Annotated in this window: 14 protein-coding genes; all 14 read right to left on the reverse strand. The window is 39.9% G+C overall.

Annotated elements, in window-relative coordinates:
- Positions 1-126: 126 nt before the first annotated feature.
- The 14 genes from DWZ47_RS22600 to DWZ47_RS22665 all read right to left on the reverse strand — a co-directional run bounded on the left by DWZ47_RS22600 (position 127) and on the right by DWZ47_RS22665 (position 26849).
- The gene (locus DWZ47_RS22600) at positions 127-2091 is read right to left on the reverse strand and encodes a DUF3826 domain-containing protein (RefSeq protein ID WP_004327281.1); all 1965 of its coding nucleotides are present in this window, start codon (positions 2089-2091) and stop codon (positions 127-129) included.
- A 6-nt stretch (positions 2092-2097) separates the two neighbouring features.
- Positions 2098-3438 carry a glycoside hydrolase family 28 protein gene (locus DWZ47_RS22605; RefSeq protein ID WP_004327280.1) on the reverse strand — a complete coding sequence of 447 codons (1341 nt, stop codon included), beginning with the start codon at positions 3436-3438 and terminating at the stop codon, positions 2098-2100.
- 200 nt (positions 3439-3638) lie between these two features.
- Positions 3639-6473 carry a glycoside hydrolase family 78 protein gene (locus DWZ47_RS22610; RefSeq protein WP_158570396.1) on the reverse strand — a complete coding sequence of 945 codons (2835 nt, stop codon included), beginning with the start codon at positions 6471-6473 and terminating at the stop codon, positions 3639-3641.
- A 153-nt stretch (positions 6474-6626) separates the two neighbouring features.
- Positions 6627-9947: an MGH1-like glycoside hydrolase domain-containing protein gene (locus tag DWZ47_RS22615; protein ID WP_117514766.1), complete on the reverse strand. Its 3321-nt coding sequence runs from the start codon at positions 9945-9947 to the stop codon at positions 6627-6629.
- 31 nt (positions 9948-9978) lie between these two features.
- Positions 9979-10902: a glycoside hydrolase family 43 protein gene (locus tag DWZ47_RS22620; protein ID WP_199488162.1), complete on the reverse strand. Its 924-nt coding sequence runs from the start codon at positions 10900-10902 to the stop codon at positions 9979-9981.
- 205 nt (positions 10903-11107) lie between these two features.
- A complete protein-coding gene (locus DWZ47_RS22625; RefSeq protein WP_070782972.1) occupies positions 11108-11776 on the reverse strand; it encodes a DUF3826 domain-containing protein in 669 nt (222 codons plus the stop codon).
- A gap of 2 nt (positions 11777-11778) precedes the next feature.
- Positions 11779-13518: a thrombospondin type 3 repeat-containing protein gene (locus tag DWZ47_RS22630; RefSeq protein ID WP_070782974.1), complete on the reverse strand. Its 1740-nt coding sequence runs from the start codon at positions 13516-13518 to the stop codon at positions 11779-11781.
- A 206-nt stretch (positions 13519-13724) separates the two neighbouring features.
- Positions 13725-15938: a RagB/SusD family nutrient uptake outer membrane protein gene (locus tag DWZ47_RS22635; protein WP_117514768.1), complete on the reverse strand. Its 2214-nt coding sequence runs from the start codon at positions 15936-15938 to the stop codon at positions 13725-13727.
- A gap of 12 nt (positions 15939-15950) precedes the next feature.
- Positions 15951-19337, reverse strand: a complete 3387-nt coding sequence (locus tag DWZ47_RS22640; protein ID WP_117514769.1) for a SusC/RagA family TonB-linked outer membrane protein — start codon at positions 19335-19337, stop codon at positions 15951-15953.
- Positions 19338-19367: 30 nt separating this feature from the next.
- Positions 19368-20891: a DUF4992 family lipoprotein gene (locus DWZ47_RS22645; RefSeq protein ID WP_004300477.1), complete on the reverse strand. Its 1524-nt coding sequence runs from the start codon at positions 20889-20891 to the stop codon at positions 19368-19370.
- Positions 20892-21062: 171 nt separating this feature from the next.
- Positions 21063-21956, reverse strand: coding sequence for a sugar phosphate isomerase/epimerase family protein (locus tag DWZ47_RS22650; protein WP_004300476.1), 894 nt, complete (start codon positions 21954-21956; stop codon positions 21063-21065).
- Between the two features lie 301 nt (positions 21957-22257).
- Positions 22258-24528 (reverse strand): GH92 family glycosyl hydrolase, encoded by a 2271-nt coding sequence (locus tag DWZ47_RS22655; RefSeq protein ID WP_117514771.1) that lies wholly within the window; start codon positions 24526-24528, stop codon positions 22258-22260.
- A 7-nt stretch (positions 24529-24535) separates the two neighbouring features.
- On the reverse strand, positions 24536-25504 hold the full coding sequence (locus DWZ47_RS22660; protein WP_004318517.1) for a 1,4-beta-mannosyl-N-acetylglucosamine phosphorylase: 969 nt from the start codon (positions 25502-25504) through the stop codon (positions 24536-24538).
- Positions 25505-25520: 16 nt separating this feature from the next.
- A complete protein-coding gene (locus tag DWZ47_RS22665; RefSeq protein ID WP_004306233.1) occupies positions 25521-26849 on the reverse strand; it encodes an MFS transporter in 1329 nt (442 codons plus the stop codon).
- Positions 26850-26891: the final 42 nt, after the last annotated feature.

Below are 26891 nucleotides of genomic sequence, written 5' to 3' on the forward strand. Positions count from 1 at the left end.
AACTAAAGCATAGCTTTAGATATGATAAAGCTATGCTTTGTCAGTTGCAAAGCATAGCTCTATTATATTCTTCTATTACCCCGGAGATATTCCGGCTATGTAGAAGGTTAAGGGTTTACCTTCATTTTATTTCTTTCCTTGAGCCTTCTTTTCTGCGTTTCGCTTATTCACATAATCTTTGAACATCTGACGCCAGTTGCGACCATGCTCATTGAAATACTGCTCACATTTGGTTTTATAAATTTCGAAGATAGCAGAAATCTGCTTCATATTCTTGTAGTCAATAGCCTGTTCGCGAGCCAGTTTCAACTGTTCCAGAACGAAAGCCGTTTCCTCCTCCGTCATATTGGGTACAATGGCCTGATAACCTTTTAAGGTAAAAGCAACCTTACCTACCGTGTATTTATCCAGGATTTGTTCAATCTGTTCTTCCGTCAATACTCTGCGTAAATCTTTCATTAGCCTTTCATGCACTTCTTTCGGCATAGCGGAATCTGCAATCATTTCACGGTCGAGCTTGGAAAGCGGTTTGCCTGTCAGAGGATTGATACCCCCGGGGATTGTCGTATAAGGGTGCTCATTGTGCCAGTCACGTACTTTACGAAGATGATTATAAATGGCAGTTACTGCAAAACCTGCCTTTTTATCATCGTTCAACTCTAAAGAAGCTACCCAGTCGATGGCTTTCTTTTCGAGAGAAGCATCTGATTTTAAGTTAGCATAAGCCTTCTTGTCAAAATAAGCAGCTACCTTGTCAAAAGAACGGATGGCGCCTTCAGGAAGCAAAGCTCCTTTTTCACCAAAACTATACATAGCGGATTCCGGTTCAGTGGTGACCTTGCTTTCATCCAACATCTTTTTATCCAATTTGAATACTTCTGCGAAGAAGTCATAAACAGCATTCCGCTTATTCGGACCAAAGTCATGTTTCTCTTTGGGAAGATGTACATTCGTTACTTTATCTTTTGCTTGGTAGAATCCGTAGATTCGTTGCAGATAAGGAAATTCAAGAGTAGGAACACTGGCCGTCCAGTCGCCGCCATCCGATACGATCAGTTGTGGACGAGGAGCAAAAGTAGCGGCTAATTCCGCATTGCAGGTTCCTCCTGCAGATAGTTGAATGGACATTCCGCTTTCGCAGGGACAGCCACCGTCGAAGTGAGAAGCCAGGCTCACTACCGGAGCTGAAGCGGTGAAACGATCATCCAATACGCTCAATAATACAGTATGGGTACCTCCACCCGAACCGCCATTCGTACCAATACGGCTGGTATCAATGTCCTTACGGGAAGCAAGCATGTAGTCAAGAATCAGTAAGCCGTTCATTGCCTGTATAGTGTGCGCCGCACTGCTACGGTGTGCCGCACTGCCAACTTGCAAAGCCGACTCTCCCCATCCAAACAAATCATAGTCTACACAAACAGCTCCCATACGTGCCAAAGTTCCCATACGTTGTTGTTGGTCTTCCCGATAACGTCCGCCACCAAAATGTCCGTTAGGGCAGATTATCAACGCATGTTTCCCTTTCGATTGGGGCGTATAGATAGAACCGCAAATGTATAATCCGGGAAGTGTTTCAAGCGCGAAATTCTGCACGGTATAGCCATCAAACTTACGTATCTTTGAAAGAATAGGTTTGGATTTGACACATTGAGCCAGCAAAGTATCGATACCTAAACGCTGACGTACCTCTTTTTTCAGAGAATCGGCACGAAGTTGAAAAGACTGTCGGTCTGTATAGAGTGTATTCAGATAAGCCAACATCTTCTCTCCATCTGCATCTGTACGACGTGGATACTCGTATGCTTTCAGCTTATACATATTTCCTTTCTGCTTGACAAATTTATAATCGAAAGGTGCCAATACATTCGTCAAGGACTCTTCCACGGAATAAGGACGAATACGGAAATCGGCATAAGGCAGCACTTTTCCCACCGTATCAATGTCATATTTCAAACGGACTCCGAAACGGTTCTGTATATCCGTCAGTACTTCATTCAAGGGACGGGCAAATTCTGTCTCGTATGTTTGCGTCTGGGCTTCGGCCGAAAGAGATGCGGCAAGAAGCATAGTAAAAAGGATTCGTTTCATTTATTTTTAATTTATGCTAGTTGTTTTTTCACCATTGACGATTACGTCATCCATCGTGATACGTTCACAATTTTCGAAGATACATTTCTGTTTCCCTCCCTGAATATGAATATCACGCAAAACGATGTCAGATATCGGCGCTTCTTCCAAGCCCACTATTTTGATCGGAGTCTTTACGTTTGTCACAGTCATTCCACTGATATGTACGTTACGGAATATCGGAGTGCGTTCACTCTTAGGTTCGGCAGGCATTTTACTGTATTTCAAATTCAATACAACAGCTTCCTGTTTAATGTTGCTCATTACGACGTTGCTGACACGAATATCTTCAACGACTCCTCCCCTTCCACGGGTCGACTTAATACGGATTCCACGATCTGTTCCGTCAAACACGCAATTGGAAATAGTAACTTTACGCACACTCCCACTCATCTCGCTGCCGATAACAACGCCTCCATGACCGGAAAGCATGGTGCAGTTGGTGATAGTGATATTCTCGCAAGGTACTCCCAAACGACGGGCCTGCGCATCTCTTCCCGACTTGATTGTGATGCAATCGTCTCCTACTGATATATGGCAGTCGCTGATATGTACGTTGCGGCAGGATTCCGGATTCACTCCGTCCGTATTTGGTGAGGGTGCATTATCTATGGTGATCCCCTTTATGGTTACATTGTCACAAAACTCCGGATTGACCGTCCAGAAGGGAGAATTTATGATTTTCACTCCTTCAATCTTTACTTTCTTACAACGAACGGGCTGAATGAACGGAGGACGGAAAAAGCGACGTTGCAATGTATTTACATAATCCTTGTTCGTTTCAGCATAAATCGCTGTCGTATCGTTTGCCGCATCCCATAGGGGCTGATATTTATTCACATCACGCATGCCATTGTCTTTCAAATCAATCATGACACGAAAGAACTCCATCCACCATTTCTTTCCTTGTCCGTCTAAAGTTCCTTCTCCTTTGATCGTAATATTCTCGGCATCTACCGCATAAATCAAAGGCTGGAAACTTTTCATCATCACTCCTTCGTGGCGAACCTCGACAAAAGGAAGATAGTCATCAAAGTTGTCAGAAAAGAGCAAGGTAGCTCCGGCTTCCAACTCCAGTGTAATATTACTTTTCAGATGGATACTCCCCGTCAGATAAGTCCCGGCAGGAAAGAAAAGAGTACCTCCGCCCCCACGGTTCAGACGGTCAATCGTTGAATTGATTAGTTTTGTATTAAGAGTCTTGCCATTTGCTTTTGCACCTGCCTTCAGCATATCTACACGCTCGGCACGAAGAACTGTGGTTGCACAGAAGCAAAGAAAGACGATAAGAGTTGTTCGTAAATTCATAATCGATATTATTAAAGTATAATTTCATTGTTACCTTCTAAAAAATCATGCTAATAGAATCTTTTTTTCTTCCCAATGTTTGAAGACAATCATTGAGATGTTTTTTTCAAACATGCTACATGATTAAAATAAAGATGCTGCATGATTTTTTATACGAATACATTGTTTTTCATTCTACAAATATATATAAAATGTCTCTTTCATTTTGCACAAACCAATTGATATGTTCCGCTCTGTATCTCTTTCGGTTCTTTTTCGCCCGGGAGGTAAACGACAGCGGTAGTATTCACCGGAACAGACACGTTTAAAGTGAAAGTCCCATTCTCACAAGTCCAGTCCACATTAATGGTACCGTATAAAGTATCATACGACGCTTTGACATATTTCAAATCTCCCACAGGTTGGGGAGCGATGATGAACTTCTGATAACCTTGTTTTGGAGTGGTAGAAGGACGAATACCGACCAGTGAATTAAAGAACCATTCATCAATCTGTCCCATCATAAAGTGATTCCAGGAAGAACCTTGACGGGGGTCCCACTGCTCGGTCAAAGTTGTAGCGCCGAATTTTAACAGGAAACCATATCCGGGAGCTTCTTCATGATTGAACATTTTATAAATAAGTTCATGTTCTCCATTACGCGCCAATGTCTGAATCAGATAACGGTTGCCCACATCACCGGTAGTCAAACGGTTGCCATGTGCTTCCACATCTTTTATCAGATTCGTGAATACTTTCTCATGCAAATCTGCATCCGGTCGGTAGTTACCTTGTTCATCTGCATCCTGCGTCATTTGGAGGAACAACGGAAGCGCATTACTGCATTGGCTTCCTGTACCATATTGTGCAGTATCTTTATGAAGAAAATATTTATTAAATGCAGCCATTATATCCTGTGCCAACGAAGTATAATAACGAGTGTCAAAGTCATTACCCACCATTTTCGCGGCTTGTACCAAATACATGACTGTCATGTAATAATGCGCAGTAGCCACCAAAGGAACGGGTGTATTCCGTGAGAATCCCGCACGAAAATCTCCGTAATCATACCAGTCTCCCAATCCGAAAGACAGAATACCTTTATCTGCACGAGTCTTGAGATAATCCACGTAACGACGCATATTCGGATAATATTTCTTAATCAATGAATCGTCTCCATAAGTCTCATAGTACACAAAAGGGAAAATAACCAAAGAACCACCCCACTCCGGAGATTCGGCAAAAGCATCCATACCCGGACCTTCAAAAATCACGTATTCCGGAGCAGTTGTCGGCATGGCTCCGTTGGAATGTTGTGCATCTACCATATTCTGCATAATCTGCGGAGCGTATGCTGTCAAATCATAGTTATACAACAAACCCGGACCATTCAGATGTACCTGTTCCAGCCACCCAAGTTTCTCACGATGCGGACAATCCGTAAACACAGACTGCATATTGCTGCGAACCGCTTTCTCGATCAATCGATGGGCAGCATTAAATATCCGGTTGGATGATTCGAAAGTGGAAACTTTCTTGGCTGAATTATATACGAAACAGGATTGAATATTCTTTAATACAGGTAACTTCTGCGGATTCTTCTGTCCTTTTAAGACAGCACCCTCTACCTGGATATATCTAAAACCGTAATAAGAGAAACGAGGGTGCCAGGTTTCATCACCTTCCCCTTTCAGAGTGTATTCGTAATAGTGCTGACGCCCTGTCTGACGCTGATTGCAAGCACCTTCATCCGTTAATGCTTCGGCTACAATCAAAGTCACTTTCTGTCCACGTTTACCACGTACTGTTATTTCCGGAAAGCCAGCCAGATTCTGTCCCATATCCAATACAAAAGCAGAAGGATCGACTGTTCTTTTGGTCGATATGGAAGCCGATGCTATTTGTTCCGCATTTAGTTTAGTTACCTTTTGAATATCATAACGTTCCATGATTTTCACCGGAGCCGCCATCTGTGGACGAAGTATTCCTTTAGGAGCTTCCTGTACGACTACCGGACGCCAGTGACTGTCATCAAAGCCAATCTGATTCCATCCTTTCTGTTCACGACGCGCATCATAATCTTCCCCTCCATATATGCAATTGAAGGTTACCGGACTAAAATCATATTTCCAGTCATTATCTGAATGAACTGTCGTACATGTTCCATCTTCGTAGTTAATAACCAGCTCAAATAAAAGTGTGGGAGGACCAAAACTGATCTGTAATTTGCGATAACGCCCCCCCTGCACATTATAGAATCCATTCCCCAATAAGATTCCTACGACATTTTCACCACGCCGCAATTGTTCCGTCACATCGTATGTGTTATAGTAAACAGTTTTATCATAATCACTCCACAATGGAGCAAACTCACTGTTACCTACCTTTTTGCCATTCAAAGAAAACTCATAGAATCCCAGACCACAAACGTATGCCGTTGCTTCCACTATTTTCTTACCCGGTTTTCGGTTTGCCGCCCCTTCTGTCGCATCTCCTACCTGGAATGTTCTTCTCAAACAAATACTTTTCTTTGCCAAAGTGTCTACTGCTTCCCAAGCTGCTTTCACTTCCGGTTTCTTCAACTCTCCACCGTGGAACTTACGCCCTTCCGGTAAATGAGCATTTTGTCGGGTAATAGCTCCAATCCACTGCCCCGAAGATAACCTTTCGGGTACTGCCCGGAATTTCGCTTCACTGCTCCACTCGGAAGGTGTATCTGTTTCATCCCAAACACGAACGCGCCAACTATAATTAAATGAGTTATCAGGACGTATATCTGCCCCCTTTGTAGAAACTAACTGACTCTGCGAAGAATAAACCTTCCCACTATTCCAAACGGAACGCCCTGTAAAAGCCTCCCGAATGTCAATCTCATAGGCAGATTGTCGTGTCCCATTTTCCGGCGATTCCATCACCCAGCCCAAACGGGGTGAACCTTCGACCACTACCAGTCCCTCCTGCATCTCACAGGTAAGACGACTGATGGTTATATTCTTCGCCTGTACAAAACAAGACAAACAAGTTAGCAATGAAAGAAGAATCTTTTTGAATTTCATTTTTCAAGTATCTTTTATTTGTTCGATAAATGGGAATCTAATTCAGACAGAAGAACATAAGAACAAAAAATAAAATAGCAGTTCAATAAGCAATAGAAATAATTTCAAAGCGCAGCATTTATGTTCTTTTGTTCTTATGTCTAAAAATAAAGATTATTTGAGTACATTTTCACAAACAATTCTAGTCAATGTATCTGTATGTCCTACTTCCTTACCATCTACAAAAATGCGTAATCCTTTTCCGCAATGATAACGATCACCATTCTTATCCCAAAGAATCGTCAGATTATGACCGTGATATAATACATTATCCAAACAGAACCAATCCCATTTGTCGGCAGGAATTAAGGGGTTCACTTCAATCGTATTATCCAAACGTGGACGAAGTCCGATCAGTCCTGTAATTATCAAGTCGTTGAAAGTGGAATGGTTATAATAACGGCTACGTTCCTGATCTCCTTTCAGCCAATAACCGGTCACCTCATCTAAATATTCACCAATATAGGGACGACCACGATGGTACTGTGATTCCACATACAATTCCATCTGACGGAAATATACACTGTCAGACAATACAGTCTGCGGATAATTATTCATAAAGTTAGCCATTGCTGTCAATGTCTGTGCGGAAGCAAACGGCCAGATAGCACCGTCCCACTCACACTTGCCTACTCCACGTGTACGGAATTCCGGATGACGACGTTCTGCAGTTGTCAGTCCATAAGGAGCAGAAAAGCCTTTTGCATCCATAATTTCCTTCCAGGCAATTTCATACTTTTGGGCGGTATCCGGCAGGTTGAAATACCAGGGAATATATCCGATTGCTTCACGCACATTCGCAGAAGAGTCCGTACGCATCGTTTCAAAAAACTGATGACGTGTATTCCACAATTCATTTTCTACCAGATTTTTCAAAGTATCTGCTTTCATGCCATATTTCATAGCCATCCCCTCATCACCGGAAAGAATTCCTATACATGAAAGTGCTTTAGCATTGCCATACATATAGCTATTGATTGTCGGCCGGGCATATTTCTTCTTCCGTCCTCCACTGATTGATTCTTCCATACCATCCTGTACATCACCCTGCCAATACAATCCATTTTTCAAACGGTTCGTACGTTCCCAACGCTGATATTCGGTTTCCAGATCTTTCTTCATATCCAGCAGATAGTCCTTATCACCATCTACCATGTAACGAGCCAAAACAGCATCTGCATTCCATGAGCTGAACTTATCCATTTTCTTCATCGGACCGCCATCATTGCCACGATACCATGTATGAATAATCTGATCCAAATATTTCGGATCACGCAACCAACGGCTTTCATAAATGTGATGTCCAATTGCACAAGCAATCAAATTATATTTATCTGAATAAGAACGCTGAACGAGAAACTCGGTCATGCCATAGCCTACAGGAGTCTCCTTGATATGCTTACGGATTGACCACCAACGATAATAATACATTTCTTCAAAGTTATGTTGCGGACACTCGAACAAAGGAATATTTTCCTCCATCCATTCCGAAGCCTTTGCATTGGAAATTGCCTGAACAATATTTTCGTCTTCCATACCGTTGAAATAGTCTGCATAATGACTGAAGTCAGCATACTTTAAAAAAGCAGAAGACGCATCCTTATCTGTAGAAGATGTTTTCACATTGGCAATGCCATATTCAGCCAATGGATCTTGTGCACCTGCATTCGGCAAATCATAAGTCTGGTCGGCAGGAGTATCTACAGTCGGGAATGTACGAGGTACGCCAGTACGGAATACGATTCGCTCCACAGCAGCCACGGGCGCATAGAACATACGCACCCCTACTCTCTTACCATCTACATATACTTGAATATTACGATCAACAGTAGAAAGGACTGCTTCTACATGATAAACCTTTCCTGCTTCATATTTCATCATATTTGCAAACCGGGAGCCGCCTTTCAATCGGAAAATGCCATCATCAGTAAGTTCCATACGAGAACAGGCTATTCCATTCTCATCCAGAAATTCAATCTGGAGTGTGCCTTTATTATTCTGGCCGGCTTTCAAATCAAATGATACTTTCAATTCTTTAGAAGCCGGAATTTTACGTTCCACTTTGGCATAATCAAACGGATCTTTATCCTGCAACTTCAACCATTGATCCTCCAAAGAAACAGGAGCCCAAACCGGAGAATAAATATTCCAGTCAGTCAGTTCCGCAATTGATTTATTTTTTGAGAAATCATCATCCGCATGTGCTGAAGCATTTATTTCCACCGGGACAGGAATACGGGAAATCCACATATCTTCCTTGTTCACACTGTAAGAAACCCACAAATCACCATCATCAGGCACTCCATTGCCTTCCTGAATACCACGCGGATATTGAGGACCGTATGATTTATAATTTCCTCCATAACGCATGGGAGTGATTTCGCCATGTACCAAATTCAATGTCGTATATTCCAATCCATCTTTACTCAAAGATATAGCCAGCGGCCAACGAAATTCCGACGGATTATATACAGTAGCGTATGTACCATCACTTAAACGCTGTCCCCAAATTTTCGCGTTGCTGTTGACGAAACCTTTTGCACGAAGCACAGGCTCTGCCCAGGTATGTCCGCCATCCTCACTGATAGAGGTAAGCGCATGTTTCCAAAGACTGGCAATACGTCCATCCGGCAATGTATAACAATTGAATGCTTTGTATCCTTTCTTCAGCGGGAGAATAGGATCTTCACGGTCGGCTTCTTCCACCCACTGCATCATATACAGCGGATTGTCGAGAATTTCCTGGCAAGCCTTCACAAACTCACGATCCTTGCTTTTCTTAAAATACGGATAATCAGTATTCTTTTCATTAAATCCATGATTATAATAAATGAAATAGATCGGTCCGTAAGGACCGTCTTTCTTTATTTCACGAACCACCCGACCAATACCGTTTCCATCATTGGGATCATCCTTTTTATCCAAAGCAACTCCGTAATTTCCCATTGTAATCAGCTTGCCGGATTTAGAGACATAGAATCCGACACGCTGGTGCATAATGGCAATCAGATCTTTGGCCTGTACACCCGGACGAGATTCTTTGGTGTATCCATCGGGAACTTTATAAGGAGGAAACACTATTTCCGGATTTGTCCAGCGATATCCATCCTTCGAAGTCATCAGAAAAGTCTGTGAAGGCGGTACGTGTTCGTCAGAAGGGTCTGCCAGGTATTGATAGAAAAACTGCCCATTCCAATAAGCCAGCATCGGCTGATGATTATACGTCCATCCATTACCGTTCGAAGCATCGGGATGTTCACGATTCGCACGCACCAACTGAATGTTATGTACTCCGACTACCGGAGACAGTTGTCCGTCGTGACAAGCAGGGTTCGATAATTCTTTTCCTGTATAATGAATTCTATCTTGTGCAAAGGCTGTAGTAGTCAACCAACCGACAGCCAGTACAAAAAGAATTTTAGCAGAGTTGTTCATGATTTATTCTGATTTAAAATTGTTTCCGGATTTATTTCTTTTCTTCCAATAATGCTTTTACGACTGATTCCGGAGCCGTAAATATGGTCCCATGCTTATGCCCTACAGGGATGCTTACCTCTTCTGTTACATCTGTAAAGTTCCGGAAATCCTTCGTACGCATAGCGCCATATATTTTTTTCTTATATACATCAAAATAGATTAGATAATCGTCTCCCACTTTCTCTACAGACGGTCCTTCTACAAAGGATTCTGTGAAAGGCTGGGATGCGGGCGAATAAGGACCGGTCATAGAATCGGAAAAAGCGATTTTCAGATTACGTTCCGGACGGGTGTTATCCTTGAGTACCATTACATAGTCATTCTTTGCCCGTTTCACGATAACGGCATCAATGGTGCTGAATCCTGGATCATACAAAAGTTTTGCTTTCGAAACGGTTTTAAAATCTTTTGTAGTGATATAGTATAAACGATGATTATTATTCTCTTCTTCTATTCCCTTTTTGAAACGCCCGGGGACACAGGAGGCCCATACTACCATAAACTGATCGTTCTCGTCGTCATAGAAAATTTCCGGAGCCCATACATTAATGGTAGTCGGTTCGTCTGCCATTACAGGAATCATCTGTTGTTCCGACCAATGGATCAGATCTTTGGAATGTGCGTAGCCAAACCCTAAATCACCTTTCCAACTTGTAGTCCAGACCAAATGATAGGTTCCATCCGGAGTACGTACCATCGAGGGGTCCCGCATGAGCTGGTGCTGTCCCAGTTCCGGCTTTAGCCAAACTCCCGGAATACTGTCCCAGTGAATTCCGTCCTCACTGTATAAGTATCTCAACCCCTCATCAGCCGGTTCATGAAACGAAGTGAACATGTAGTAGTCTTTGTTCCCCCCACAAGAAGCCAGAAACAGAAGACTTATTGCGGCTAATGTATTTCTTAACTTTTTCATTTGTATATTCTATATTTGTATCTTTTATACAGAGGAGACGATGGAAAGCGCCATTTGTACTCAAATATACTAGAAGAATCAGTAGATTCAAAATTTATATACGATAAAAGGGCGACTCTCCGAGCCACCCTTTCCACCATCAAACAAACTAACCATTTACAATGGGAAAGAATTTCACTTCTTTTTATAGTATCTTATTTTTTAATTATATAGAACCTCCACGGGCTTTTATACGTTTATACCATTCCTCTCGTTCTTTCTTCAGGTCATATCCACGTTTAGCCAGATAGTTGTTGATACGTCCTTTGTATTTTCCGAAAGCAGCGTGTTTCTTATTCGAATTTTCTGCATCCAACGCAAATTCACGGGCCTCTATCAACCAAGCATAGATTTGAGCTTTTTCTTCTTCTTTCAAAGTAGGAATCATGTCTAGATGTGAGTCATAAGTCACTTTTACTACTCCATAAGTCATGCCATCTTTAACAGCTTCTATTTGCTTTTCATCAAGAAAGAGAGATAAATTGGCAGGAAAAGCGAAATGTGAACGATATAGTGCCGCATCTTTTTCATTTTCCGCAGCTTTCAAAGCTTCATTTTTAGCCTCACCAGTCAACCCGGATTCTTTTACTTTCTTGACTTTCGCATCCCGCACCTCATAAATATCATTTAATTCGAAGTAACGATTGGCTATGACATTGCGAACATCTTCGGCTATTTTCGCATCTGTAAGTCCGAGTTTATCAACGATCTTTTGTGACCGGCTGACAATAGACTTTACATATTCAGGATCACGATTCTCTTTATTTAAGTCGACTGCCTGTGCAGACATCCAACCGGAAATAAAAAGCAATGATAGTATCAGTATCTTTTTCATAATTACATTAATTTTCCTTTTTCAGCCAATGTATCGTAGTTGTTCTTCATATCTCTCCAATCTACTTTATGCTTTGTACTGATACCGTTGATGTATTTTTCAATATTAGTATATCCGTCACCAGTACAGTCCTTATTGGCATCACTCGGATCATTCGGATTTAGTCCGTTAGCAATTTCCCATTCGTCCGGCATACCATCTTTGTCTGTATCAACATAAGGAGTACCTTTGTATTCAGGATAACCACCCATCTGGCGAATATCAGTAATAATACCCTGCTTATAAGAATCTTTCGGTAAACGACGATACTTGAACTGTCCATCTTCTCCCATTGACTTAGGAGACAAACCTGTTAAGTCACCATAAGCATCTTTAGGAAGTTTCTTTTCATAATAAGGAATACCTGTTCTTACTTCTTCAATCACACGTTCGTCAACAATATCACGACAAGGAATATTCGCGCCTACATGTTTCAATACATAATCATAAGCATCTTTAGCCCCCATGATATTGATATACGGCATCTCAAACGGCTGATAGCTACGCATGTATTCAGTATATCCGTCAGTGTTCGGTTGAGTTTCAATCTGAATACCGCCATTCCAGTTGTCTTTAGTTATTTCAGGATAGCCTTCCATTATATTTCCATCGGCATATACTCGTCCATATTCTTTATGATCCAGCTTACTACGTCCTGCTTCCGGTTTCAAGATACGATGTCCTACATTGGAATCCTTAGGAGTAGCAGGTCCCGGTTTATAGTAGTTGTTAATCATATTGAACATCGCGGTATAATCACCACCATCGGAAGAACGGTGCACCCAATTGAATACTACATTATTAACGAAATTGAATATGCCATTCCAACCGATAGAAGGATTACGTCCGGAGTTACTAGCCCAGAGGTTACGGGCAAATGCACAGTTCTCACCACCTAACGTACTACCGAACGCATGATTGTATGTATCCAACGCTTTTGCAGAGATCGTGTTTTGAATAGTTACGTTTACAGTAGGAAGTTTCAAATCTTTGCTTTCATACTGTCCTTCACTCGGGTCGTACATGTGGCGATAGAAAGAAATGTTTTCATCCAATCCCCATGTACAGGAACAGTGGTCGATCATTATATTACCAACAGGGTTACCTCCGAAAGAGTCATCACGATGCCATACTTTCGTTTCTCCACGACGGAAACGCATATGACGTACAACCACATCATGTGTATCTACCCAAAATGATTCTCCAGCAATACAAACACCGTCTCCCGGAGCTGTTTGTCCGGCAATGGTTACGTAAGGAGCACGGACGATAATCGGAGATTCCAGACGGATGATACCAGCAACATTAAAAACGATAATACGTGCACCACCAGTTTCACATGCTTCACGGAAAGAACCCGGTCCACGATCATTCAGATTTGTGACAGTTATCACTTTACCTCCACGACCACCGAAACTGTACATACCACCACCTTCAGCACCTGGGAATGAAGGGATATCAGCCTGTGGCAAATCGTACGGACGACCAGCCCAAGGAATATATGGACGTCCTTCTCTAGCTTCTTTTTGTACTATCGGCAACGCTTTTGCCCATGCTTCATCAGAGCGTTTCCGCTCTTCAGTCATCATTTTTGTATAGTTTTCTTTGGCTTCGCCAGATATTTGTGGGTATTGCGCCCATGCAACGGTCGGAGTCAACATTGTTGCAGCAAAAACTGCTAAAAGTACCTGTTTCTTCTTCATTTTTATTTGGTTTTGTGAAGTTGTTAATTCAAAAATACAATAATAAGACGAAAGAAGAAAAGATTTGTAATCAGTAGAACAGAATTTATTATCCTAAATATGTTTTTTCCCTCAGAACCCATATTCCTATCAAAAAAATAACGTCTCCAATCCTCTCATTCAAGAGATATTAGAGACGTTATCAAGATAAATCAGATATTATAAATTTATTCTGCTAATGGATCGAAAGTACCGTTAGCACCACCATTATTATAATCTGCCCAACCAATAGTCTGTGGCAATGTCTGATTAGCCTTTTGAGCTCCTTCCGCAAAACCTAGGAAGTAATATCTAGGAAGAAAATTCATATATTTAGGTGTATGATCAGTAGTATATGCATCACCTTTCTTCATTTTACGCGTCAAATAAGTATTATAAAACTCAACTAACTTATTCTGTTGACTGGAAATATCCGCTTGTCTCAAATCTAATGCATCCGGACGTGTTACATCTTTTAGAGGATCTGGATTTACTCCATTTATTTCCCACGAAGTACCACCAAGCCCTTTACTCTCATGAGTACTACTAACACGGAATTCAAGATTATCACGGCGTTGTCCATTGAGTTGTTTAAAACCTAAATAAGTGCAAGTGTTTCCATTCCAACCAGACGGAACCCATGTGTCAGGAGCACCTTCTGCTCTTTCTGCACCACCATCAAACAACATCCAACGGCGTAAGTCATCAAAACGTTTTCCTTCATAAGCCAATTCAATCTGACGTTCGTACAAGATGGCAGCAAAACATGCAGCTTGGTCACCTGACAAGTTGGTCTGTAAACCGAAATTATTTGCAGATGTATATCCTACACGAGCACGTATCTTCTTCAATTGTTCAACAGCTACTCCCATTTCACCAGCACCACATGCAGCTTCTGCATAATTCAACAACACTTCAGCATAACGAATCTCCAAATATGGGCTACCACTAAATTTAAAACCATTTGCTTGAGTAAATTTATATCTGGCATTCGAATTCACATCTAAATCATCCGAACGTTTACGTATATAGAAACCTTTAGCATTTGTCAACAAGTTATCCGCACCATAAGTATTAGAGCTACTAGCCTCTTCATTATCTCTATCACTCTCATTAGCATACCAAACATAGTTCCACAAATTATACTTATCCCCTGTATAAGGATTATTATTGCTTGCATTCTTAGGATCACCACTGAAAGCCCAGCGTACTCCGGGGAAAGCAAATGTCCGATAAAAACGAGGATCACGATTGGCAAATGGAACATTCTTATCATAAGCAACAGAAGATTGCTCTAGTGTAGTATAAGTATTGCACATAGAAGGTCTTTTTCCATCAGCCATAGGAAACATATCAACCATCATAGCAGAAGGAGTTTTGCCACCACCTCCCATGGCATTTGATGGCCGAATACCATGTTCCCATGAGTTATTTTTACTAAAATCAGGTACTCCACCAGTGGCTATATCATTATATAGTGTTACAAACACAGCTTCTGTATTGCCATCAACCATTGAAAAAACATTCGCCCAACCTGAAGCATTAGTTCCGGCATTACCTTCATTAACTAAACCATATCCACAAGCATTTATTCGGGGTAAATCAGCAGTGATTTCATTATAAGCTTTCCTCCAACGTTCCACATCATTTTTACGGTTAAACAACGGACTTGCATATAACAAAAGAGTTCGTCCTTTCAATGCTAGTGCTGTACCGGAAGTAACACGTCCAAAATCACTTGAAGGCCATCCTCCATTTTCAGTAAACGGAGCAAGCAACTGCGCTGAACGCTCTAAATCCTCACAAATAAAATTAACACACGCTTTTGTTGTAGAACGAGGAGTGATAGCCCCTGCCACTGGTTCTTGTACTTCCGTAATTATAGGCACTCCACCATACCACTTCACCAAGTTGTAGTAACACCATGCACGAAAGAAATAAACCTGTCCGAGTAACTCATTCTTTTCTTCTTCTGAAAGAGTACTATTCTCTATACCATAAATAACATCATTGCAATTACGAATACGTCCCCAAACACTTGCCTGAATATTATTACCACTATTATGAAAATAATCAGGAACCGTATTGTTTCCACTCTGACTGGTCATCGGAGCGTCAGGATCTACGAATGATCCGAATCCACTATACTCTTCTGTAGACTTAGACTGTAAATCAGCTGCTCCGGTACTATTGTATTTCCAACTTGGTTCGGAACTCGCATTAGGCAAGCACCAAGCATATATATCATCTACACGTGCTTTTGCACCACTGAATGTATTATATGTACTTGCGTCAACATAGTCGTAATTTTTTTTATCTTGTAGAAACTCATCACTACATGAAGTGAAAGCACCTATCGCCATTAAAGCAACACTGAAAGCTATTATATTTTTTCTTTTCATCGTTATTTCTTTTTAGAATGTCACATTTACACCAATAGTAAACTTACGCAAAGTAGGATAACTACCATAAGAAGTCATAGGATCTATAAAATTATCAGGATAAGGATTATAGAAACTAAATAAGTTCTGTCCTGTTACATTGAAACGACAACTTTCAATACCGATCAATCTTGTAAACTTCGATGGTATGGCATATGCTAATGTTAAGCGATTCATGCTAACGCGAGTTCCACTCACTCTCCAATATGTTGAATTCACACTATTAACACTACCCCATCTTAAGTTAGGATATTTTGCATTGCGATTAGCTTTTACAACCACATTACCTGACGCATCAACTACATCATTATAAACAAACATATTATCTGTATTCCAGAAGGATGGCATATTGGTATATTCCAGATCTGTATACGAACCCGATCCTGAACCAACCATGTTACCGATCTTAAGTGCCGATGTTGGGACAAAACTATATCCTCCCCAACTTGCGCTTATCTGTGCAGACAAAGAAATACCTTTCCATTCTGCACTCAAATTTGTAGTGAAACCATAAGGATTACTTCGGTTTGACAAACGGACTTGATCATTTTCATAACTTACAACTCCATCTGGTCCAGCATAGGTTCCGTCGGTCTGTTCTGCACCACGAATATCTTTATATATTAACATACCAGGTTTTACATTATCCTTAGTCATACCCATATATGATGTAATATTATATTTGGTGAAATATTCATCTATATCTTGATAACTACGGAACATACCAAGACACTGCATTCCCCATGTTCCCATATCGGTACGACTGCCCTCATGAATCTTCATATAACGCTGGTTGGTTTCCCAGTCCATCATGAGCACCTTATTATCCGTATATCCGGTATTCACAGACACTTTATATTTAAAATCTTTTCCTATTTTATCTCTCCAAGTCACAGATAACTCCATGCCATATGTGTCCAACTCTCCATAATTAAAATTCGCAGACTGTGTTCCTACTGTACCTGGAATAGAAGCTGAATATGGGAGTAACATTTCGCGATTCCACTCATAATAACCATCAATATTGAATGATAAACGGTTATTCAACACATTGAAATCCAAACCAAAGTTTGCTTTATATGACTTATCCCAGTGTGCATCACGGTTTACAGCGGATATTTCTTTATTAATAGTTATATGATTACCAGCGTTTGTTGATGTATTAACACCAAATATAGGTCCTTTATCTTTATCAACCGCATAGTTCTGCATCCATTGCCATGCTTTCGTATTATCCCGACCTGTTAAACCAAACGAAGCTCGTACTTTCAAATAATCAACCCATTTCACACTCTTTTTAAACCATTCTTCTTGTGATATAATCCAACCAGCAGAAACTGAAGGAAAAACTCCCCAATAATTTTCAGGAGCAAACTTGGTTGATGCATCCGAGCGAAGCAGGAACTCAAACAAGTACTTATCAGCATATGCATAGTTCACACGACCAATATATGATAATGTACCAGACTCTGCACGTTTAAATTCTGTAGTAGATGCACTATTATATTGAACTAGATTCGATTGTCCATTGGTAAATTCATAAGGATTAGTAACCTGTCCCACTAAATATTCACTTTCAGCCTCTGATTTTTCAATAGAAAACAAAGCACCTATATGATGACTACCAAAATCACGGTTATAAGTTGCAGTGAAGTTCATCTGATAATTATCAGCACGGCTCATTGTACGAGACAAATAAGGATCCCCACTGGCATTGTTTATAGCAGAACCATTATTAGCTAGTAAGAAATTGTTTTCTGCCAGCAACTCTTCATAAAGAGATTCCTGCCCTTGGATAGGTGTATACAAGTGATTTCCACTTCCAGCACGTTTGGACATATAATAAAGCTCATATGACGAACCATATTGATTGTTTTTTGTAGAATTGATACTCTTTGAATAAGAGAATTTTAGTTTTAACCCTTTCAACCATTTATTCCATCCAAAATCATATTCCAGCCCCGCATTAATGTTCATATTCGATGTTTCTGTTCTATTATAATCCCCTGCGTTTTGAAGCAGAGAAAATGAATAGTTTTGCGAAGAACTTACCTGTGAATTGCTAATACCATAAGGCACGATTGGAATACCATTCACTTCTTCAGGAATATAATATGGACGAACTAACAGAAGATTATAGTCTTTCTCGTCATTACTACCTCCAACCTTCACATTCGGTTTGTTTTTCTTTCCATAGTCACCTGAAACCTGAAGACTTGCTTTTAACCATTTACTAATCTTCACATCAACACCAGCACGATAGTTCCAACGGTTATAATCCAGATTACCAAGATTACCATCTTGATCAAAATAAGATATTCCTCCAAAATAATTAGCTCTTTCTGAACCACCGGTCATATTGATACTATGTTTTTGTGTCAATGCCGCTTTCCAGTATTTGTCCAACAAGTCATAATTCAAACCTTTCATTGCATTCAACTCGTCTGCCTGAAACAAATCATTTTGCAAATTAATAGATACGTCAGTCGGATCAGCCGCACGTACAGCATTCCAAAGTTGACCATATTGGTAAGCATTCAACATCTTAGCACGCGAAACCTCATCCACAACGCCAAAAGTTCCACTATATGAGATCTTAGGTGCACCTTGTTTACCTCTCTTAGTAGTAACCAATATAACACCATTGGCAGCACGAGCACCGTATACAGCAGCCGCAGCATCTTTCAAAACCGAAATACTTTCAATTACAGACGGATCCAAATTATTAAATGCAGTTGCTCCTAAGTTTTCTGTAACATCACCAATTTTCACTTCTACAGGATAAATATACCCATCAATAACATATAATGGTTCTGAAGCAGTACCACCAATATCTGATAAAACATCATTTTGACGAATATTAATCCGAGCATTCTCACCTGGTCGTGCATCTCCACCACTAACGCTAAGTCCATTTACCATACCACTCAACGTACTTGCCAGGTTACCGGAAGCAAGATCCTGAATATCATCCATAGGTACAGTAGCAATAGCTCCTGTTAGATGCGCTTTTTTCTGCGTACCATAACCTACCACTACAACCTCATCTAACTGCTGCGTATCTTCTTTCAGTTCAATCTTAGTCTGCTTAAAATCTGATAATACCTGTGTTATATACCCTATATAAGATATTTCAACCTGTTTTCCAGATGGAACAACAACCATAAATTTACCATCCAAATCAGTTATAGTCCCAGTAGTTGTACCTACCACCTTCACAGAAGCACCAATAATAGGTTCCCCCGTCGTATCTACCACTACACCTTTGAATGTCTGTGTTTTCTGGGCAATAGCAGGCAAAGCCATTGTGAAAGCCAGAAATATGCCAAGGCACAATTTAATTATATTATTATGTTTCATTATTATAGCATTATAATTTATACTTTATATTTATTTATACCAACGAGGGTCACCACCTTTATTTTTTACAGCTTCTGCACCTTTAGGTTCAAAATCAACACCACCGTTAGTTTTTAATAAGTCAAGTTCCTGCAAGAAAGGACCTACGAACGCAGGGTCTTCAAGTGTAGCAAACGGATTACCATTATCATCTTTTCGTCCTCCTGTATCATTGCCATTAGGAGTTCCACCATCAACTCCCCAAATAGTATTGCCAACAGTTGATTTCTTATTATTACTTTGAAGATACTGATATAAACGATATACATCATAGAATATATTGTATTCAACTTTTTGTGTCATTGAGGTCTTATCATTAGGTATATTATTGCCAAAGTCTTTATTTGAAAAAGTCTTACAGAATGTGTTATTGGATATAATGTGAGTTGAAGTATTATCACTCTTGCCAAAATATTTCCAAGGTTGTGAGTTATTTTGATAACGAATAAAATAAGCAGAACTATTTTTCACTAAATTATAAAATGTACTATTCTTAATAGTCATATCTTTAATTGTACCCGTAGCACCATATAAATTAATAACCCCATTAGAGCCAGCATTATTCATCTGTACGATGCAATCTGTAATACGGAAATCACGTAAAGTCCATGGTTTTTTATTACCATAAAGCAAGCTATTCTGCAGATTTTTGATATTACATTCCTGAATAATTACAGGCTTATTGATGATATAACCATCTTGATTAGCTTCATCTTTATCATAGCCTAAACTCTTTATTGATATTGTTTCACTAGGTTCTCCACTTAGAGTTAAAAAACCAGCACCAGTCATTTCTGAACAATCAAAATTAATGAATTTAATTTTCAATCCAGCTTGCGTCATAAATCCTCCGCTAGCTCCAACTTTTACCGTTGGACGATTATCTTTATCAGTACTACGAAGTGTAATCACATTCAATCTAAAATCAACAATACCATTCAGAACATAAGACTTACCTGCTTCCAAAGCAAAAGCTTGTTCTTTATCACTATCTTTCAATTGATTATTAATATATTCAGCTATATCTTCACCTACAGGAATTGTTGTAGCAGGCACCAATGCAACATATTTAAAATCAGTACTCTCTTGTGCTTCCTTATTGTTCAGTTTTTCATTGCCAAGTGTCTTTATTTTTATTTTATAGGTAGCATCTTCTGTTTTCGTAAATACAACAGATGAACCATCTACAACACTATCTTGCATCACAACAACAGGATTCTCTGTAGTAACTGTAGGGTCTGCCGGATCTTCTATAAGATCTACATTAAGCAAATATCCTCCAGCTCCCATAACTACCGGCCACGTTATCTTTACACTTTCTGTACCATCAGAGTTTGTTAAGGTTGAAAAGCTATTATCGTCGATAACCGGCGATTCCAACTGTGCATTTGTCACACCTCCAGAAAAGGTTTCATTATCATCAAAACCTTTAGCACAAGAAACGAATAAAAGAATTGCTGACAAGCCCCATAACTTTCCGGCAATCTTCATTTTAATCTTCATTTTACTCTTCATAGATTAAATTTTAATTTAAACAAAAATAATATATTATATCTTCAAAATCTAAAAGATCTTTTAAGGAAAGACGTACAATCAAAAAATATGTAATCACTTAAAAGAATAAAAAAAATAGATTTTGCATTTTTTTCTCTCTCTTTGTAATATTAACTATATCATAATATCCTCCTATCTCTGTTGAAACACCTCTTTCAAATACTTAATATTCGTACTATAATTCTTTTTCACGTTCCGCACGTCATCCTTATCGCGCGAACGTTCTACTACCAGCCATCCAATCCATCCCATCTTATCCAGCGTCTTTTTCACCTTATTCATGTCCAATCGTTCATTATAAGGTAAAGTCACTCCATCTGTGTCCGTACAGTGAATCTGGCAAATCCTCTTTTTCCCCAGAATTTTCAGCTCCTTGCACAAATCCCTTCCATTCTCCAATGCATTTTGAAATTTAAAATAGATCTTGATTCCGGGAGAATTAATTTCTTTCAGTAGTTTCACATCTCCTTTTGCATCCAGTTGAGTTTCAATACCAATCACCACTCCTTCAGAAGCTGCCATATCTCCTACCTCCTTCAAGCGTTTTACAACTTCTGTCCGTAGTGCCGGAATCTTTTCCCATCCGGCTTTGATTCCTCCCAAAGGAAGAAAGGCTACTTTGGCATTCATCACTTTCATGGCATGAAGGCAATCCTGAACTAAATCTTTATAGTTAGCTCGTTCCAGAAAAGACTGTCCATAGAAACCGGACATAGCAATAGAAGAAACTTCTAATTGATATTTTTGAGCAGTTTCACGAAATAACTGCTGGAAATGGGGCTCGCGCAATTTATTATCAAACATTTCCCTCTTGCCAAGACCACCCATATCCAATTCTACACCGTCACCATTCAATTCATGTACCAATTGGAATGAACCGATTTTCTGACGTTTCAGAATCATCCAGTCACATACGGCTATTTTATAACGTTGTTCCTTTTGCTGCGATCCGGCAATTGCCAATAGAGGAAAACACTCTGCAAGTATCAATATCCAAAGGATATGTTTAAATAAATTTCTTCTCATTTTTTATTTTATTGCATACGATTTACATAGTAGACGTATGGAATAGATTTTTGTAATCACCTATAAAACAGAGAATAACTAAAAATACTACGGAGTATAATTTAATAAAAGTAAGATAGTGACGGTATATGCCCGGGATAGTGACGCTATCTTGGTCCGATACCGTCACTATCCCGGGCATATACCGTCACTATTTTCGAAGAAGTAATAACAGAAGTAAATGTAAAAAAATGGGCTGCCGGACTATAAAAAGTCCGACAGCCCTGTCAACCCAAAAACGATACCTATGAAACACTGTGTGTTATTTCAAATCAAACTTTAAATATTTGCCGTGAACAAGTTCATCATGTGTGATATGATATTTATTGAACTTCTTGCCATCCAATAGTACCTTATCAATATATAAAGTTCCTGGTTGAGTACGATTGGTTTCAATCACCAATTCGTTCTCTTTATACCATTTCGGATCTAACCGGATCGTTACCTTATTAAAGACCGGAGTCGTCAATGTATATTCGGGCAGTCCGGGACAATCCGGATAAAAACCGATCATATTGAAAATAGCCCAGGAAGACATCGTTCCCGTATCATCATTTCCTGGAATACCATCAGGTTTTGTTGTAAAGTACTTATCTAATAAACGCTGCGTCTCTTTCTGCGTACGCCATTCTTCACCTTTAAAGTATGAGAATAAATGAGCATAAGCAATATCCGGTTCATTTGCCGGGTCGTAAAGTCCTTCATCAAAAACCATTTGTAGTTTATCAATAAAAGGTTTCTTTCCCCCCATTAATTTCGCCAAGCCATATACATCATGTGGTACATAGAACGTATAATTCCAGGAACTACCTTCATGGAAACCGGGATTCGGTTCAAAGTTCTCTCCTTGTCTCGGATTAAACGGGCTATAAAACGTTCCATCGGGGAGAATCGGACGGAAAGTACCAAATTCTTTACTATAATAATGTTTGTATCCTAAAGAACGTTTATAGAACATCTCTGCATCTTTCTTTTTACCTAAAGCAGCTGCAAAACGAGACAATGCAAAATCGGCAATATAATATTCCAATGCATGAGAGACGGAATTGTCATACTGTTCACGAAGGGGTACATATCCTTTAGACATATAATCATCATTATCAGGACGCATCAAGTTTTCCGCCCCCGGTAACGTAGCAGATTTGTACATTGCCTCATAAGCCAAATCAACATCAAAGTCACGCAAACCTTTCATCCAGGTATCTACAATTACCGGAATACTCGGATCACCTTCCATTGTCAATGTTTCTCTGCCATATAATTCCCACTTAGGCAACCATCCATGTTCACGATACATATCAAGCATTGTGCGCACCATTTCCATCTGACGTTCCGGATAAACCAAGGTCAGCAATTGATGAACATTGCGGTAGGTATCCCAAAGAGAAAATACGGTATAGCGATCACCTTTGGTTGTCAGGATCTTATCACTTTCCATTGCCGGATATTCTCCGTTTACATCCTGCAAAATATTAGGATGAATCAGCAAATGATAAAGCGCTGTATAAAACACAGTCTTTTGGGCATCTGTACCACCTTCCACTGTTATGCGTGACAAGTCATCATTCCATTTGGAACGTGCTTCCGCATGAATCTTCTCAAAATCCTTTCCAGCCTGTTCACGATCCAGATTCAAACGGGCATTTTCTATGCTTACAAAAGAAACTCCCATTTGTACTTCTACTTGTTCACCTTCTTCTGTATCGAAGGAGAAATAAGTACCAATGTCATCTCCTGCTATTTCTTTTCCGTAGCGAGTATAAAGTTTATACTTTCCCTGATCCTTATCCCATTCAGCCTCAACCCCCATCATCGGACGTTGTTTCTTCCAATACCCTGTTGCAGAAGGATTCTTTTTAACCCGCAATACAAAGTAAATAGGGAATACAGCTTGAGGATTATAACAAAATGTACCAAGTAGTTTGACTCCTTCCACTTCGCTATCGCTTACACGACGAAGCATAGCGCCACTCTCATTCGTTAACCCCTCACCCAAATTCAGCAGGATGTGGCTTTTCCCTTTTGGGAAAGTAAACCGGGCAATACCGCTACGCGGAGTAGCCGAAACTTCTGTTTTTACATTATATTTAGTCAGATAATTAGAATAATAGCCCGGTGAGGCCTGTTCATCCTTATACTTACTACCATATTCTTTATAATCCACATTCAGTTCTCCGGTAGTAGGCATCAATAATAAAGAACCTAATTCCGGACAACCGACTCCACTCAAATTCACATGAGCATATCCGGTAAAGAAACAATTTGTATATTCATAAGGCGTAGACCACCATCGGGCATCTTTATCGTATGTGTTTTCGGAAGATCCCATCACATTGAAAGGAACCACAGACATCATACCATTGGGGCAAATCGCTCCCGGATTGGTCGTTCCGAAATTTGTAGTTCCGATAAAAGGATCCACATAATCTATCAAAAGACTTTTATCCGTATTAAGGGGAGGGCTCCCCCCTTCCCCCGCATAGGCGGAAAGAAGGGAAAAAGCAAGTGTGTAAGTTAATATAATACGTTTCATATCTTTATTAAATGATACTCGTTCGTTTCGTAAAATCGATAATCTCTTTTATATATCCGAAGGCCATACCTACCACAGTATCTGCCGCACCATAATAAACAGCAACACGTTCACCATCTTGCAAAGCAGCACAGGGGAATACTACATTAGGAACGTCACCCTGAAGTTCGTAAGGAGCAGCCGGACCTATCAGATATTCACGTGTACGGTAAAGAACTTTTTCCGGATGATCTTTATCCAATATGGCAGCTCCCATAGCGTAACGGAAACCATTACAAGTAGTGATTACACCGTGATAGAACAGCAACCAGCCTTCATCTGTAAGGAAAGGAACCGAACCTGCACCAATCTTTGTACACTGCCAAGCGCTTTCCGGGAAAGGAGTCACTTTCATTACACAACGGTGTTCACCCCAATATTTCATATCCGGGCTATAGCTGATGTATATATCGCCAAACGGAGTATGTCCATTATCACTTGGACGACTCAACATCGCATACTTGCCATCGATCTTCTGCGGGAAAAGTACACCATTACGATTGAAAGGCAAGAAAGCATTCTCGCACTGGAAAAACTCCTTAAAGTCAAAAGTATAGGCAATACCAATCGTAGGGCCATGATAGCCATTACACCAAGTCACCCAATAACGGTCTTCAATCCATGTAACACGAGGGTCGTATTTATATTCCGACTCAATCATTTCCGTGTTACCTGCTTTAAACTGAATAGGTTCATGATTGATATCCCAATGAATTCCGTCCTTACTAAAACCTGCAAAGATATTCATCTGTACAGCTTTGTTATCACAACGGAATACGCCTGCAAAACCATCCTCAAAAGGAACAACAGCACTATTGAAAATACTATTAGATGAAGGAATATGATAACGTCCGATAACTGGATTTTGTGAGTAACGCCACATAACGTCCGTACATCCGACAGGACGATCTTCCCAAGGAATTTGAATTTTATTCATAATCGTTGATTTTATATTATTTATTTTTTGAGTCATCATACGTGAAAGGTATGAAATAAGTAATCAGAAAAGCTGGAATAGTTGCGATTAACACATAGATAAAGAAATTACGATATCCTAATAAGTCACTAAGATAACCACTAACCATTCCCGGAAGCATCACTCCCAGATTCATGATTCCTGAAGCAAATGCGTAATGTGACATTTGATGTTTGCCTGGAGCAATCTGTTGCATCATAAACAACGTCAATCCGACAAAACCAAAGCCATAACCAAAATATTCCATTGTTATACAAGTTCCGATCAGATATACATTAGTAGGCTGTGCAACTGCCAAAAAGGTATAGGCTACAAACGGAAGATTAAAAATACAGCAGAGAGTAAATAGTGTCTTTTTCAATCCGAACTTAGAGACATAAATACCTGCTAACAATGAGCCTAAAACGAAAGCAGCGGAACCAAAGATACCATTTAGCGTGCCGATCTCTGTTAACGACAGTCCTAAGCCGCCTACATCCCTTGAAGCACGCAAAAACAGCGGAGCTATTTTCATGATAAAGCCTTCTGCCAAACGATATAAAATAATAAAACAGATGTAATAAAGAATATGCTTTTTAGTAAAGAAGTTAGCAATTACTGCTACCAATTCGTGTCCAACCTCCGATGCAGTTTTCTTTGTTGTTGACGGAACCTGTGTAGAAGGTAACATTTTTATATGATAAATACCGATCAGTACCATTATTGCCGCAATTACGCCGAAAATAATCATCCATGCAGATGAATACGCTCCTTTGTTAGCATCTATCGAAGCACCTTCTATTGCTCCGAAGTGCTCTGCCAATGCTCCTGCCATAGCAACTAATCCTCCATTAGCAACCAATTTGGCTACATTATAAAAAGCCCCTTGAACTCCGATATATTTTGCCTGATCTTCCTTGTTCAATTCAGCCATATATACACCATCACAAGCAATATCGTGCGTTGCTCCACTAAAGGCAATCACTGCCATCGTAGAGATACTTATAGCGAAAAAGTAATCGAAAAACAAAGAAAAGGCTACTACTCCAAACAATACACCACTCAATAATTCTGTAATCAATACGAAGAATTTTTTCGTCCGATACATTTCAAGAAAAGGGCTCCACAAAAATTTCAGTGTCCAAGGCATCATAATCAGAGAAGTCCAGAATGCAATTTGCGTATCCGAAATTCCAAGATCCTTAAACATGAAAACAGAAACCAGATTAATAGCAATAAAGGGAAGTCCCATTGCAAAATAAGCAGTAGGTACCCAGCAAGCCGGGTTAATAGTTTTTCGTTGAGAAGCAGTTTTATTCTGTTGCATAAATCATAGTATATAGATGAAAAAAAACATTTTTCTGACCCA

Source organism: Bacteroides sp. AF32-8BH (assembly GCF_003435205.1).
GTDB lineage: Bacteria > Bacteroidota > Bacteroidia > Bacteroidales > Bacteroidaceae > Bacteroides > Bacteroides ovatus.